Raw genomic sequence first — 15009 nt, forward strand, 5'->3', positions numbered from 1 at the left:
TTGATAATATATTTGATAAACGGGCTAAAGCCCGTTCCTATTGAATTTATATAAATTGTTCAATCTTTTAAATATTCAATTTTTAAATCCTTAAATCTTAAATTCTAAACTTCCCCTTCAAAAAGGTCATCCAGATAATTTTGTTTATCAACTTCCGTTCGGTCTGTCCCCAGGAATTTTTTCCAGGCTTTGGACTCATGATATACGATGCTCATTTCCCATACACAGTATGTAGGAAGATGAATTTTGTTTCTATCCCAGACTTCAAATTTTCCCGAACCGTTGTAATAAACACTTTCCCATAATTCGTTTTCATTTCTCCATGTGCACACCAGTAAAAGATAATATTCACCGCATCGGTGCAGAATGATAAAGCCCGGGTCATCTTTATGCTGAAAATTTTCATCAGATTTTTCGATGCAGGCTTTAGCATCAATAATATCCTGAGCAGAAACTACAGATGGGTCTTCGGCAAGATCATACCATTTAAACCTGGTTTTCCCGAGCATAAAAATACCTTTGGGAGATGCATATTTAGAAGGATAAGTGTTCGTATTCATAGATCATTTTGTTTGGCAATAAATTCATATTGTAAGAATGAGGATCATAAATATAAGGATAGAATTTTTGTAATCTTATTTATCACATCAGGTTATAGATTTTATTGATTCTAAATTGACGAAAAAATGCGTAAATTTGTGAACAATTTATATTTAGTATGTTGACGAAAGAAAAGGTTCAGGATTTCCTTAAAGAGATAGAAGTAGATGATTTGGTGAGTAACTTTCAAATCATGGGTAATGATGTTTATATTGACATGACAGCCCATTCACCGGCAATGCATGAAAAGAAAAAGCTGGAAGCAGCCATGAAGCAGGCTTTTGCCAGTGAGTTTGGAGAAGATATTAATCTGAAATTGAAAATTGTTTCTCCGGAACCCAGCGAGATTCAGCAGAGCCAGATTAAAGGTAAGCAGATTGCAGGAATCCAGAATATTATAGCTATTGCTTCCGGAAAAGGGGGCGTAGGAAAATCTACAGTTGCTGCGAATATGGCAGTTACTTTAGCTAAAATGGGTTTCAAAGTAGGATTACTGGATGCCGATATCTATGGACCGTCTGTTCCTACGATGTTTGATACTGAGGGCGAAAAGCCGATCTCTGTAGAAGTTAACGGAAAAAGTATGATGAAGCCTATAGAAAATTATGGGGTGAAAATGCTGTCTATAGGATATTTTTCAGGAGCCAACCAGGCTGTAGTCTGGAGAGGTCCTATGGCTTCCAAAGCTTTAAACCAGATGATAAGGGATGCAGCATGGGGTGAACTTGACTTTTTATTGATCGACCTTCCTCCGGGAACGGGAGATATCCACTTGTCCATCATCCAGGAAGTTCCTGTAACCGGTGCTGTGATCGTGAGTACACCTCAGCATGTGGCATTGGCAGACGTAAGAAAGGGGATTGCGATGTTCCAGATGGAAAGTATTAACATTCCGGTTCTTGGATTAATCGAAAATATGGCGTATTTTACGCCGGCAGAACTTCCTGATAACAAGTATTACATCTTTGGACAACAGGGAGCTCAGTATCTTGCTGAAGATCTGGGGATTCCGGTATTGGGGGAGATTCCATTGGTCCAGAGCATCAGAGAAGCCGGGGATGTCGGAAGACCGGCAGCGCTTCAGGAAGGGTCTAAAATTGCAGAAATCTATACAGAAACGGCAAGAAATATGGTAGAAAGTCTTGTAGAAAGAAATAAAAATCTTCCACCTACGGAAGCTGTAAAAATTTCGACTATGGCAGGATGCTCGCCGAAAGCTAAAAAATAATTATTTTCAATTAAGTTTGAAAAAGCCGAATTGAACTAAAGAAATATGGAAACAAATATAACACACGAAGATACAGTAACAAGAGTAATGGAAGCTCTGGAAAGCATCAGGCCGTTCCTGAATAAGGATGGAGGTGATATCGAGCTTATTGACGTGAAGGATAACCAGGTTTTTGTAAAACTTTTGGGGAACTGTTCCGGGTGTTCGCTTAATTTTTCAACCCTGAAACTGGGCGTAGAAAATACCATCAAGCAACACGCCCCGGAGATTGAAAAAGTAATCAATGTAGAGTAAAAAATTACACGAAATATTTTTTAAAGACAGGTTTTTTCAGCCTGTCTTTTTTTATGCTCGGTTAAAGGATAATAATTCGTGTGATTTATACTTCATAGCTGTCTTTTGCACTGATTTTATTAGCTTTATTGATTTTTTTAATTATATTTGTTAAAAACGCATCTTATGTTTGAATTTCTGCAAAACTTAGAACCACTGCAACAGGGGTTCTGGTATACAGCCATAGCAGCCAGCCTTATCTTTTTAATTCAAACTGTTCTTACTTTTGTAGGAGGAAGCCATGGAGATGTGATGCATTCTGATTTTAGCGGAGACAGCCATGCTGACAGCCCTTTTCAGTTATTTTCTTTCAGAAACCTGATCAACTTCCTTTTAGGATTCGGATGGAGTGGTGTAGCATTCTATGACTCAATAGGCAACAGATCGCTGCTGATCTTTGTTGCAGTGCTTGTAGGCGCCGGATTTATATTTCTGTTCTTTATTCTTATCATGCAGATCCTTAAACTTACCGAAGACAATACATTTAAAATGGAAAACCTGATCGGAAGGACAGGAGAAGTTTATCTTACCATTCCGGCAGACATGGGTGGCAAAGGAAAGATCACCATTTCTGTGAACGGGACCAGCCACGAACTTCCTGCAATGACGGAAGAAAAAGAAAATATTCCATCCGGTGATTCTGTGAGGGTGACTTACATCTATGACAAGATCCTTGTCGTTTCAAAAATTTAAATATCAACCATTTTATAAAAACTATTTATGGCAATACCAGGAAGTCTTATTTTAACATTAGTTATCGTACTTGTACTATTCGTCACATTTTTGGCCCTTATTTCGAGGTACAAAAGATGTCCTTCGGATAAAATTTTGGTTATTTACGGTAAAACAGGCGGTACCTCAGCAAAATGCATCCATGGAGGTGGTGCTTTTGTCTGGCCCGTTATTCAGGATTTTGCTTACCTTGACCTGAAACCTATTTCTATAGAGGCCAATCTTACCAATGCCCTGTCCAGACAGAATATCCGTGTAGATGTACCCTGTAGATTCACCATCGCCATTTCTACGGAACCGGATTCTATGGGAAATGCAGCAGAAAGATTATTGGGACTGGCTCAGGAACAAATCCAGGAACTTTCCAAAGATATCCTGTTCGGGCAGCTTCGTTTGGTGATTGCTACAATGACGATTGAAGAAATCAACTCAGACAGAGATAAATTTTTAGACAATATTTCTAAAAACGTAGATACTGAATTGAAAAAAATCGGTTTAAAACTGATCAACGTGAACGTAACGGATATCAGAGATGAATCCGGATATATTGAAGCTTTGGGTAAAGAAGCAGCAGCAAAAGCTATTAACGAAGCGATCATCAGTGTTGCCGAGCAAACGAAGATCGGGGAAACCGGAAAAGCAATTGCCGACAGGGAAAAAGATACTCAGATAGCAGAAACCCAAAGAGACAGAGACGTAAAAATTGCGATCACGCAAAAAGATAAAGAGATCAGTATTGCAGCGGCCATAAAAGATGAATCTATAGGTAAGGCAGAAGCGGAAAAAGAATCCAGAATTGCCACTTCATTAGCAAATTCCATTGCTGTAAAAGGGGAAAACGAAGCAAAAATTACCATTGCCAACTCTGATGCTGAAAGAAGAGAGAAAGAAGCAGAAGCATTGAGAATTGCCACTGCTGCAGAAAAAGTGCAGGCTGCACGGTCTTTGGAAGAATCTTACCTTGCTGAACAGAAAGCGGAAGCTGCAAGAGCAGAAAGAGAGCGTTCTACCCAGCAGGCCAATATTGTAGTTCATGCAGAAATTGCAAAACAGAAAGCCATTATCGATGCACAGGCTGAAGCTGAGAAAATCAGACTACAGGCAAAAGGGGAAGCAGATGCTATTTTTGCTAAAATGGAAGCGGAAGCAAAAGGTCTTTACGAAATCCTGACCAAGCAGGCTGAAGGTTACGATAAAATAGTACAGGCTGCAGGAGGAGATACCAACAGTGCCTTCCAATTGCTGTTAATTGAAAAACTTCCTGAATTGGTTAAAACCCAGGTAGAAGCCGTTAAGAATATTAAAATTGATAAAATTACGGTTTGGGACAGCGGAAACGGACAGGACGGAAATGGCTCTACCGCTAATTTTGTTTCAGGAATGATGAAAACGGTACCGCCGCTGAACGACCTGTTTAATATGGCAGGCCTTAATTTACCCGAATATCTAAAAGGTAAACCGGATGAGGTACAGAAAGAAATTGTACTGGTTCCTGAAAAGAAAGAGAAAAAGAATTTTGACGATATGAATCCGGGGCCCGAAACTCCGAAAGCTTAACATTAAGATATTGATAAGACTTGGGCGGAAAGCGAAGCTTTCCGCCCAAGTCTTTTATTCTAAAATAACTTTTACAGAAATGTTTAACTAAAGGTAATGGATGTTGAGAAAAAAGGTAAATCACAAAACTCCATTATAACATGGAGGATTAGAAACAAATTTTTATTTGGTTATCATGCTTTCCGGGATATTCGATGAGGTTTTATCTACCGAATTTTTTCCTTCCAGCGGATGTTTCTGCATATATAAAAATCCTGAAACAGCCATTAGAACCAGAAGTATAAAAACAACAATAACTATTCTTTTTAACATATCCCTCATATTGCTAAATTTTTAATGTCCCTAATTTCCAAAGTAGATGTAGGATAGCCTCTATGTACGGCATTGATCATTGCTCTACCCACTTCGTGTAAAGTTAACGATTTTGAAGGTAATACAACAGGAAAAATCCAAATAAATGGTTTAAAGAACCATTTTACATTGGTCTGGCCTTCAACGGGTTTCATAAATCCCGGACGGAAATTGAAGGCATTTCTGAAGCCCAGTTTTTTCAAAATATTTTCGGTCCTGCCTTTTACCCTTGCCCACATGAGCTTTCCGCTTTCTGTACTATCCGTAGACGCACCTGAAACATAATTGAAAACCATTTCCGGATTCTGGTTCAGAACTGCTTTGGCAAAATGAATCGTAGTATCGTAGGTGATTTTCGTATAATCTTCCTCGTTCATTCCTACGCTGCTGATCCCTGCACAGAAGAAACAGGCATCATAGCCCTTAAGTTTTTCATCATTCATGTCGATAGACAAAAAGTCCGGAACGAAATATTCCTTAAGCTTCGGATGTGTTTTTCCCGAAGGCTTTCTGCTTACGCTTAGTATTTCGAAAACATTGGGATTTTCAAGGCATTCCATTAAGACACCTTCACCTACCATACCGGTTGCTCCTGTAAGAATTATTTTGATCGGATTCATTCTTTTTCTGTTGATATTATGTATGACGTACTAACGTTTAGTATTACTTTAAATTTACAGCAAAAATTCTACATTTTGGAAGATAAATACTGAAGAGCAGATTTATAGTATGAGCTATCCTTCGTTCGCAATGGCATAAAAATAAAAACCAGCCAAACAATGGCTGGTTTTTTATAATATGTCAGAATTTATTTTTTTTCGTGCAGCTGACTGTAGATATTATGGATAAGTCCGTCGGCTACAGAAATTTTAGGAACAAATATCCTGTTGATATCCGACCATGACATGACATTATTAAAGATCCTTAGAGCATGAACCAGAACATCGGCTCTGTCTTCTCTGAGAGTGTGTTTGGTCATCCTTTCCTCTACAGAAAGCTCATTAAATTCTTTATAGACCTTTTTAAGATGGGAAAGCGTCATCGGTTTACCGTCTTTAGTCTTGCTCATAGAGAAAACCTTATTGATATTTCCTCCGGAACCGATAGCTACAACAGGTTTTTTACTGACAATATTATTTTTAATCTCATCCTTCATTTCCTGCCAGTTTTCCGGAGTTACCAGATTGTTCAGAAGCCGGATAGTCCCGATATTGAAAGATTTTTCATATACCATTTTTCCGTTTTCATAAAAAGTAAGCTCTGTGGAACCTCCTCCCACATCAATGTAAAGATAGGCGAACTCTTTGTCAAGTCCTTCTGCAACATGGTTTTCATAGATAAGGGTAGCCTCCTCGTCACCGGAGATAATCTCTATATTGATTCCCGAAGTTTCCTGAACCCGTCTGATGATTTCATTTCCATTGGAGGCATCACGCATGGCACTGGTGGCGCAGGCGCGATAATGCTCTACTTTATAGATTTTCATAAGGTCGCTGAAAATTTTCATAGAATCGACGACCATTTTTTCTCTTTCCTCTCCAATCATCCCCATGGTAAAGACATCCATACCCAGTCTCAAAGGAATTCTTAAAAGATTAAGTTTAATAAATTCAGGTTTTCTGTTGCTGATCTTTACTTCATTGATCAGAAGTCTGGCGGCGTTGCTTCCTATATCTATCGCTGCAATCTTCATTTTTTGCTTGTTTTAGCTTTTAAATATTTGTAGGTTTCTATTTGAGAACGGCATTCCTTTTTATCATTCCTCACATACTCGTTGCTCAATTTCTTGTCTAAAATACGAGCTTTTACGTTATCTCTTAACTGAATGTCGAGAATATCTTTCAATTCCTTCTTCAGTTCCTTGTCTGTGATCTTTGCAGCCGCTTCAATTCTGTAGTCCAGATTTCGGGTCATCCAGTCGGCAGATGAGATGTAAAGGTCTTCTGCACCTTTATTATAAAAATACATGACTCTTGCATGCTCCAGGTATTCATCGACAATACTTATTGCCTTTATTTTTTCTTTAAATTCCTTTTGATTGACAGGACAGTAAATTCCTCTTACGATTGTTTTTGTAACAACTCCGGCTTTTGCAGCTTCGTAAAGTTTTTCGATAAGGGCTCTGTCGCTCATGGAATTAGCTTTGACAATAATTTCTGCTCTTCTTCCAGCTTTAGCTTCTTCAATTTCCCTGTCGATCTGGTGAACAATCTTTTCGCGCATGAACTGTGGACAGATCATTAGATTTTTGCAGGTTTTCAGAACCGGAAGAAAATCATCTTTTGGTTTCTTCAGGACATTAAATACTTTATTGATATCTGCCATGATGCCACGGTCTGAGGTCATCAATAAATGGTCACCATATATTTTTGCCGTTTTTTCATTGAAGTTCCCGGTGCTTACAAAACCATACTGGAGTGTCTTATTGTGTGCTCTTTTCTTAATTACACAAAGCTTGGCATGTACTTTTTTGTTGGGAAGGCCCACAAGTACGGTAATTCCTTCGGGCTCAAACATTTCTTTCCACTTGAGATTGGATTCTTCATCGAACCTTGCCTGAAGTTCCAGCATGACCGTCACTTCTTTGCCATTTCTGGCGGCGTAGATTAAAGCATTACTGATCTTTGAATTACTGGCCAGGCGGTAAGCAGTGATCTGTATAGACTTCACATCAGGATCCATCGCTGCTTCACGCAGAAGATCGATCACAGGATTGTATTTGTGGTATGGGAAAGACAGAAGAACATCCTTTTTTAAAATAACATCTGTCACTCTTTCACCATTTTCAAAAGCCTGATGAGTGAAAGAAGATCTTTCTACAGGTTTTTCATAGGTTTCAAAAACATCAGGAAAATCCATAAAATGTTTGAAATTATGAATTTTTCCTCCCGGAATAATGCTGTCCTTTTTCGTTAAATTCAGTTTTCGGATAAGAAGTTCCAGTAAGGCCTTGTCCATATCCTTATCAAAAACAAACCTGGTAGGCTTTCCTTTTCTTCTGTTTTTAAGTCCCTTTTCTATTTTTTCTGCAAAATTGGTCCGGATGTCATTATCAAGGTCCAGCTCGGCATCTTTTGTTACTTTGAAAGCATTGGCAGAAAATTCGTCATAGCCAAAATAAGAAAAAATATGCGGAAGGTTGAAGGTAATAACATCTTCAAGCAGCATAACGTTTTTTTCTTCCGGATCTTCTGTAGGCAACAGGACAAATCTTCCTACAAAACGTGACGGGATTTCAATAATAGCATAATTGCTGGAATACTGCCAGTCTTTTTTTCTCATGGCAACCCCCAGATAGAGGCTTTTATCCCTCAGATAAGGCATCGGTGTATTTTCATGAAGCAGGATGGGAATCACATTGGATTCCACGACTTCATCAAAATACTGTCTTACGAATTCCTTCTGCTTAGCCGTCAGGTTTTTAGAGGTCTTAATAGAAACCTTCAGCCCTGCCATTTCAGTCTGGATATGCTTCCAGGTCTTATCAAAATTCTGCTGCTGTCTGATCACAATTTCGTTGATCCGCTGAAGAATCTTAGAGGGTGGCTGATAGAAAGATTCAGCGATCACTTTTTCTTTAAAATCCATTGCCCGCTTTAATCCTGCCACGCGCACCCTGAAAAATTCATCTAAATTGTTGGAGAAAATTCCCAGGAAGCGTATTCTTAAATGTAAGGGGACATTTTCGTCCATTGCTTCCTGTAAAACCCTTTCATTGAAGGCAAGCCATGTAATATCTCGCGGATTAAAGTGTACTGACATTCTAAAGTTTATATTTTATCAAAAATAGCAATTCGTATAGTTTAATTTGATATTTATAAGGTTAAACTTTGATTAATTTTTTAAAATTTTCAATGTTCAAACTGTCTTGGATAGTACAATTTAACATAATCTGGCGGATATTCTTCGCTTTGACTATTTTTGATTCTGTCATTTTGTCACAAAAAATGATATGGTACAGATATTGAGAAATTGAGAGTGTAAATTAAAATATAAAAATTAGAAAAAATATAAATATTATGAGTAAAATAATTGGAATTGACTTAGGAACAACCAACTCATGTGTTGCTGTAATGGAGGGTAAAGACCCTGTTGTTATCCCTAACGCGGAAGGTAAAAGAACGACTCCATCTATCGTAGCATTTACAGAAGATGGTGAGAGAAAAGTAGGGGATCCTGCAAAAAGACAGGCTGTAACGAATCCAAAGAAAACTGTATACTCTATCAAAAGATTTATCGGAACTCATTTTAAGGAAGATGCTAAAGAAATTTCAAGAGTACCTTATGAAGTAGTATCCGGACCAAACGATACGGCAAAAGTAAAAATCGACGACAGAGAATATACACCACAGGAAATTTCAGCAATGATACTTCAGAAAATGAAGAAGACGGCTGAAGATTATCTTGGACAGGAAGTAACAAGAGCGGTAATCACGGTTCCTGCATATTTTAACGATGCACAGAGACAGGCTACTAAAGAAGCTGGAGAAATCGCAGGTCTTAAAGTAGAAAGAATCATCAACGAGCCTACAGCTGCTGCATTGGCTTACGGTTTGGATAAAAACCATAAAGACCAGAAGATTGCTGTATATGACCTTGGTGGAGGTACTTTCGATATCTCTATCCTTGATCTGGGTGACGGAGTATTCGAAGTATTGTCTACTAACGGTGATACACACTTAGGAGGTGATGACTTTGATGATGTGATCATCAACTGGATGGCAGATGAATTCAAAGCTGAAGAAGGAGTAGATCTTAAAACTGATGCTATTGCCCTTCAGAGATTGAAAGAAGCTGCTGAAAAAGCAAAAATCGAGTTATCTTCTTCTGCTCAGACAGAGATTAACTTACCTTATATCACAGCTACGGCTACAGGTCCTAAACACTTAGTAAAGACTTTAACTAAAGCTAAATTCGAGCAATTGGCTTCAGATTTAGTAAGAAGATCTATGGAGCCGGTAGCAAAAGCATTGAAAGATGCAGGTTTATCAACTTCTGATATCGATGAGGTAATCCTGGTAGGAGGTTCTACAAGAATCCCGATCATTCAGGAAGAAGTGGAAAAATTCTTTGGTAAAAAACCTTCAAAAGGGGTTAACCCGGATGAGGTAGTAGCTGTTGGAGCTGCAATCCAAGGAGGAGTATTGACAGGAGACGTAAAAGATGTATTGCTTCTTGACGTTACACCACTTTCTCTGGGTATTGAAACAATGGGTTCTGTATTCACGAAATTAATTGAAGCGAACACTACGATCCCAACTAAAAAATCTGAGGTATTCTCTACAGCTTCTGACAACCAGCCGGCTGTAAGCATCAGAGTAGGACAGGGAGAAAGACCAATGTTCAACGATAATAAAGAAATCGGAAGATTTGATCTTACAGATATTCCACCAGCACCAAGAGGAGTTCCTCAGATTGAAGTAACTTTCGATATTGATGCCAACGGTATCCTAAGCGTTTCTGCGAAGGATAAAGGTACCGGAAAAGAGCAGACGATCAAGATTCAGGCTTCTTCAGGTCTTTCTGACGAAGAAATCGAAAGAATGAAGAAAGAAGCTCAGGAAAACTCTGCAGCAGATGCTAAGAAAAAAGAAGAAGTTGAAATCTTCAACAAAGCTGACGGATTGATCTTCCAGACTGAAAAGCAGTTAAAAGAATTCGGAGAAAAACTGTCTGCTGATAAAAAAGCAGCTATTGAAGCAGCTCACGGAGAACTGAAAACAGCTTTCGAAACTAAAAATGCAGACGATGTGAAAGCTAAAACAGAAGCTTTAGATGCAGCATGGATGGCAGCTTCAGAAGAACTGTATGCAGCAGGACAGCAGGCTCAGAGTGCAGATGCAGGAGCTCAGAATCCTGGAGGAAATGCAGGAGGTGCTGATGATGTACAGGATGCAGACTTCGAAGAAGTAAAATAAGGATTACTAATCCCAGACTATAGAAAATCCCCGAACGTTAGTTCGGGGATTTTTGTTTATTATGCATGTATTGGAGAATGAATATACCGGATGTTTAATCAATCAGGTATTCCCAGACATATCCTGTTTTACCTTGGTATCGAACCTTTACCCAGCTTCCCTGCTTATTGTCAATGATATCGTTTTGTACCTTTCTCTGAATAATCTCTACTTTCGAGTTGGCAGGAGCAATGATTAAAATTTTACCATTTCTCGAAGGTTTATCCCTGATTGAAGCTCCCTTTTTAGCTATTATTTTAGCTGAAACTGAATTGCTGTCTTCAACTGAATTACCTCCAAAGAAGTTTCCCGGAGCCATTAACAGAAAAAGTATAAGCCCGACAATAACCAGATTCAATATATTTGAATGAGTTCTGAGTGATTTTAAATTATCTGAATGTGCCATTTATCTTTTAACAGAATAAATTAATATCACTAATATTATAATGATAACATATTTAGTGGAAATTTTTTTCTCCAGAGCCGCTTTGTCCATGTTCAGTGAACATTCGTCACACAGAAACCTGGGACCAGTGTAAGTTACGTTGGTACGGCTGGATGAAGAGTGGCCGGTGACAACATTCCTGCGATGATAAGCTCCTGAACGGCCACAACTATAACAATATGCCATTGAGTTTATTTTTATTCAACAAATGATGAGTTATTTCAAATATACATTTTTTCTGAATAAATGGGATATGGGTATCCACTTTTATGTAAATTAGTATCAGTAAACCAAATCAAAATTTAAATGAAATTTTTTAAAGTGATCATCGTGGCTTCTTTATTCCTGTTTCAGCTGAATGCTGCTCAGGAAAAGGCCGATATAGAATTGAATAAAGCCCTTACAGAAGCTAAAGTCCAAAAGAAAAATGTTCTGCTCGTATTTCATGCTTCATGGTGCGGCTGGTGTAAGCTGATGGAAAAGAATATGAACCTTCCTGAAACAAAGCCTATTTTCGACAAGAAATTTGTAACGACTTACATCGATGTTCAGGAAAGAGGAGAGAAGAAAAAGCTTGAAAATCCCGGCGGGCAGGAGCTGATGAACAGATATAAGGGAGAAAATGCCGGCCTTCCTTTCTGGCTGATACTAAATCCAAAAGGTGAAGTGCTTGCAGATTCATTCAACAGTAAAGGTGAAAATTTAGGATCGCCCGCAACTCCTGAAGAAGTTTCTTCGTTTTTAGCCAAGCTCGAAAAGAGCTCAAAAATGAATAAAGAAGAACTTCAGATCATCCAGAAGGTATTTGTGAAAAAAGATAAATAAAAGAAAACTCCCCCGGCAATGAGTCAGGGGAGGTTGTTCTCAGATCAAATAAATGTATGAAAGGATATTTCTAGGATCTGATTACACATCGTCAAAATTTGTTAATTTTTATAATCAGTAGCTGATTAAAGATTAATATCTCCGATGATTATCAGCTTCATCGGATAATTTTGTAAAAGTATGAATTTTACACCGTACGGTGAAATATAATTCAATAAAATATCTGTAAAGCATACTAATATTTCTGTTAATCCCCGCTTTGCCTAAATATTTGAAAAAATTTAAATAAAAAGCTCCTCAGACAAGATGCCTGAAGAGCCTATTGACAAATTAAATTATTTTACTTACCGAAAAAGATCTCGTCCTGTTTCTGCTGCTCATTATAAATAAGCTGAAAATTATCAGGCATATTCTGATAAAGAAGCTTCCAGTGCTGGATCTTAGCATGTTTTTTAAAGCTCTCCAAAGATCTTACAAACAGGTTTTCAATGACAGTTCTTACATAAGAATCACCGTTTCTGTAGATCCAGTCCATCAGCTTGATGTGATGGGCTACAATGTAGATTTTCGATTCCTGCAGCATATCCTTCAAATAATTGATGGTAGCCTGAATGACGCCGGCGAAGTTTTCCTGAACAGATAACTGTGTGATTTCATTTCGAAGTGGCGGATAGAAAAATTTTAAGTATTCAACGGCTATTTTCTTATTAATAGCCTGCATTTGTACTTTCATCATAACTAATATTTTTCAGTATTTATCTTTCAGCGAAATGTATACCAAAATTTACAGCATGGTTGCAATAATAAAAACTCCTATAATCACAGCAATGTGAGTCACCAATAGCTCTGTATTGTGCCTGTTAGTCGTGGTTTTCAATGTTTTCCAGTCGGAAATTCTTCTGATTTTTGTTTTCATAACGTATTGAATTTGAGTGGTTTTTATTTTTTAGCAAAAGATACTTTTGTAATGAAACAGATAAAATATGTAACAAAATTTATGTGCCATGAGTGTAAATCTGTCTTGAATAGGTCTGTTGTAAATCTTTTGAAATGTGACTAAAGATCACTTTTCTGTATTCCCTGCTGCAGAAAGCTGTAAAATTGTCCAGGGAATAAATGAAAATTCCCTCTACTGCATTTTTTAATGCAATATCTCCTTCTGTATAAATTTTGTCCATCTTTTGCAAGCTTTTAAATAAAATTTTTGTGTCATCCTGTCGGATCATATTTTTGATGCGTTCTGTGAAAGTGCGGATTACACTGTAGGAATTTTGAGATGTATGATTAATAAGTTCATTTTCAAAGCCAGGAATAATTTCTGCAATTTCCCTGACAGCTTCAGAATAGTTCATAGGATTAGTGATTTTGTTCTAAAAGTTTAATGATGGTTCCAAAGACAAAAATGCTCAGGAAAACGATAAGAATCAGATGGTAAGGTTTTAACCATTTCGGAGTTTCAGGTCCTCTGCTTTTTAATCTTCTTAACTTGTCAAGGCGGTTCAAGGTCTTTAGGTCCATTGTGTATGTTTTGAAGATTATGAAGCCAATGGCGTTCCTTTGAAAATGAATTTCAATTAATTAATTGTAAATCAGACTATTGGATGCTTTATGCGACTGGCCATAATCAAAAAAGGCATGTCAAAATGATAAGGTTTTTATCAAAACGAAATGAAGGAACTTATTTTGAAGTATAATCTGTTCCATCTGCAAAATCTGCGAGAAAATATAAACAGTTGATATTTTTAAATTTTATTGGAGAAGAGTGTCTTTTTTATCTCTCGCAGATTTTGCAGATGGAGCAGATTTTTAGTCTTAATTATCAACTGACAAAACTTAATCGTTATATCAACTTTTGTTTTTTGGGATTATTTTATTTGTATGATGGAAAGAATAGAATGAATATCTTTGCACTCCAAATTATTCAGGACATGTTTTCAAAAATTATAGTACACAGAGTAGGAAATAAAATCAACGGAGAATCTTTAACGCTGTCTCAGGAAGAGCTGAAGCTGGAAGAAGGAATGGCAGAGCTGCTTGAAGATTATTTTTTAGGTTCTTTTAAATCGGAGGAAACCTTCAATTTTTATAGCGACACGTATCTGGTGAATAATCCGGTATACAGTTCTGTATCTGAAATTTTTGAAGACAAAGCGAAGTTTCTTTGGGAATCTGAAAATATTGCAAAACATTTATTTGAAGCAGCTGAAAACCCAAGAGTTCAGGGTGGAGAGCTGTTTATTGTTCTTTTCGAGGAAGAAAGCGACCGTCCGGATAAAGTAGACAAAATCGGGATCTTTAAAACGGAAAAGAGAGAATCTTTCCTGAAGATTTCCCCTCAGGAAGAAAGTTTTGACATAGAAAAAGACCAGGGAATCGGTCTGTCTAAAATCGATAAAGCAGCTTTGATCTACAACAATAATAAAGAAACCGGATATGTACTTTCTGTGGTTGACAACAACAAAAACGGAGATATGTATTACTGGTTTGAAGATTTCCTGAAAGTAAAACAGCGTGACGACGAATATTTTCACACCCAGGAAGCGTTGATGGTATATAAAGACTATATCACGAAACAGCTTCCGCAGGAATTTGAAGTTTCCAAAGCAGATCAGGCAGATTTTTTAAATAAATCCATTAATTTCTTTAAGGAAAAGGAAGAGTTTAAACTGGATGACTTTACCAATGAAGTGTTGGGAGACCAGCATGTGATCGAAAGTTTCGTGAATTTCAAAACGGATTACGAGCAGGATATGCAGGTGAATATTGCCGAAGAATTCCCGATCAGTGAAGCAGCAGTAAAGAAAACCCAGCGTCATTTCAAGAGCATTATCAAACTGGACAAAAACTTCCACATCTACATCCACGGTGACAGGCAGAAGCTTGAAATGGGAGAGGACGATAAAGGAAAATACTACAGACTTTATTTCGATAAGGAAGTATAAAAGGAGAAAGTCCATTTAAGAATAATATCATAACTTTAT

17 protein-coding genes are annotated in these 15009 nt (G+C 37.5%); 7 read left to right on the forward strand and 10 right to left on the reverse strand.

The features are described from left to right. Positions 1-104 precede the first annotated feature (104 nt). Positions 105-560, reverse strand: coding sequence for a hypothetical protein (locus AC4IFE_RS00460; protein WP_490754020.1), 456 nt, complete (start codon positions 558-560; stop codon positions 105-107). A 158-nt stretch (positions 561-718) separates the two neighbouring features. Here AC4IFE_RS00460 and AC4IFE_RS00465 point away from each other — a divergent pair, with 158 nt between their 5' ends. The 4 genes from AC4IFE_RS00465 to AC4IFE_RS00480 all read left to right on the forward strand — a co-directional run bounded on the left by AC4IFE_RS00465 (position 719) and on the right by AC4IFE_RS00480 (position 4450). Continuing rightward, positions 719-1828 (forward strand): Mrp/NBP35 family ATP-binding protein, encoded by a 1110-nt coding sequence (locus AC4IFE_RS00465; protein ID WP_490754021.1) that lies wholly within the window; start codon positions 719-721, stop codon positions 1826-1828. A gap of 45 nt (positions 1829-1873) precedes the next feature. Beyond that, positions 1874-2122 (forward strand): NifU family protein, encoded by a 249-nt coding sequence (locus AC4IFE_RS00470; protein WP_002977212.1) that lies wholly within the window; start codon positions 1874-1876, stop codon positions 2120-2122. Positions 2123-2287: 165 nt separating this feature from the next. Next, on the forward strand, positions 2288-2854 hold the full coding sequence (locus AC4IFE_RS00475) for an NfeD family protein (protein ID WP_490754022.1): 567 nt from the start codon (positions 2288-2290) through the stop codon (positions 2852-2854). Positions 2855-2881: 27 nt separating this feature from the next. Further along, positions 2882-4450, forward strand: coding sequence for a flotillin family protein (locus AC4IFE_RS00480; protein WP_336378806.1), 1569 nt, complete (start codon positions 2882-2884; stop codon positions 4448-4450). 162 nt (positions 4451-4612) lie between these two features. On the opposite strand, the gene AC4IFE_RS00485 is transcribed toward AC4IFE_RS00480, so the two are convergent. The 4 genes from AC4IFE_RS00485 to ppk1 form a co-directional block, all read right to left on the reverse strand. Next, positions 4613-4762 (reverse strand): hypothetical protein, encoded by a 150-nt coding sequence (locus tag AC4IFE_RS00485; protein WP_490754024.1) that lies wholly within the window; start codon positions 4760-4762, stop codon positions 4613-4615. A gap of 5 nt (positions 4763-4767) precedes the next feature. After that, positions 4768-5421 carry an NAD-dependent epimerase/dehydratase family protein gene (locus AC4IFE_RS00490; protein WP_490754025.1) on the reverse strand — a complete coding sequence of 218 codons (654 nt, stop codon included), beginning with the start codon at positions 5419-5421 and terminating at the stop codon, positions 4768-4770. Positions 5422-5609: 188 nt separating this feature from the next. Continuing rightward, positions 5610-6494 (reverse strand): Ppx/GppA phosphatase family protein, encoded by an 885-nt coding sequence (locus AC4IFE_RS00495; RefSeq protein WP_490754027.1) that lies wholly within the window; start codon positions 6492-6494, stop codon positions 5610-5612. Continuing rightward, entirely contained in the window at positions 6491-8563 is a 2073-nt protein-coding gene (gene ppk1 / locus AC4IFE_RS00500) for a polyphosphate kinase 1 (protein ID WP_490754029.1), read from the reverse strand. The genes AC4IFE_RS00495 and ppk1 overlap by 4 nt, the downstream gene beginning before the upstream one ends. 257 nt (positions 8564-8820) lie before the next feature. Here ppk1 and dnaK point away from each other — a divergent pair, with 257 nt between their 5' ends. After that, complete coding sequence (gene dnaK, locus AC4IFE_RS00505) at positions 8821-10719, forward strand: molecular chaperone DnaK (protein WP_490754030.1); 1899 nt, start codon at positions 8821-8823, stop codon at positions 10717-10719. Positions 10720-10813: 94 nt separating this feature from the next. Here the strand turns inward: dnaK and AC4IFE_RS00510 are convergent, their stop codons facing one another. Beyond that, positions 10814-11164 carry an SH3 domain-containing protein gene (locus AC4IFE_RS00510; RefSeq protein ID WP_490754031.1) on the reverse strand — a complete coding sequence of 117 codons (351 nt, stop codon included), beginning with the start codon at positions 11162-11164 and terminating at the stop codon, positions 10814-10816. Positions 11165-11509: 345 nt separating this feature from the next. Between AC4IFE_RS00510 and AC4IFE_RS00515 the strand changes: the two genes are divergently transcribed. Continuing rightward, positions 11510-12028: a thioredoxin family protein gene (locus AC4IFE_RS00515; protein WP_490754032.1), complete on the forward strand. Its 519-nt coding sequence runs from the start codon at positions 11510-11512 to the stop codon at positions 12026-12028. A 340-nt stretch (positions 12029-12368) separates the two neighbouring features. Here AC4IFE_RS00515 and AC4IFE_RS00520 read toward each other — a convergent pair whose 3' ends face one another. The 4 genes from AC4IFE_RS00520 to AC4IFE_RS00535 all read right to left on the reverse strand — a co-directional run bounded on the left by AC4IFE_RS00520 (position 12369) and on the right by AC4IFE_RS00535 (position 13546). Further along, a complete protein-coding gene (locus AC4IFE_RS00520; RefSeq protein WP_490754034.1) occupies positions 12369-12764 on the reverse strand; it encodes a DUF7674 family protein in 396 nt (131 codons plus the stop codon). Positions 12765-12812: 48 nt separating this feature from the next. Then, on the reverse strand, positions 12813-12944 hold the full coding sequence (locus AC4IFE_RS00525; protein WP_490754035.1) for a hypothetical protein: 132 nt from the start codon (positions 12942-12944) through the stop codon (positions 12813-12815). A gap of 79 nt (positions 12945-13023) precedes the next feature. Further along, complete coding sequence (locus tag AC4IFE_RS00530) at positions 13024-13380, reverse strand: DUF7674 family protein (protein WP_490754036.1); 357 nt, start codon at positions 13378-13380, stop codon at positions 13024-13026. Between the two features lie 4 nt (positions 13381-13384). After that, positions 13385-13546, reverse strand: a complete 162-nt coding sequence (locus tag AC4IFE_RS00535; protein WP_490754037.1) for a hypothetical protein — start codon at positions 13544-13546, stop codon at positions 13385-13387. Between the two features lie 410 nt (positions 13547-13956). Here AC4IFE_RS00535 and AC4IFE_RS00540 point away from each other — a divergent pair, with 410 nt between their 5' ends. Next, positions 13957-14970 (forward strand): nucleoid-associated protein, encoded by a 1014-nt coding sequence (locus tag AC4IFE_RS00540; RefSeq protein ID WP_490754038.1) that lies wholly within the window; start codon positions 13957-13959, stop codon positions 14968-14970. Positions 14971-15009 lie beyond the last annotated feature (39 nt).

The organism is Chryseobacterium sp. UF-81, assembly GCF_058245105.1.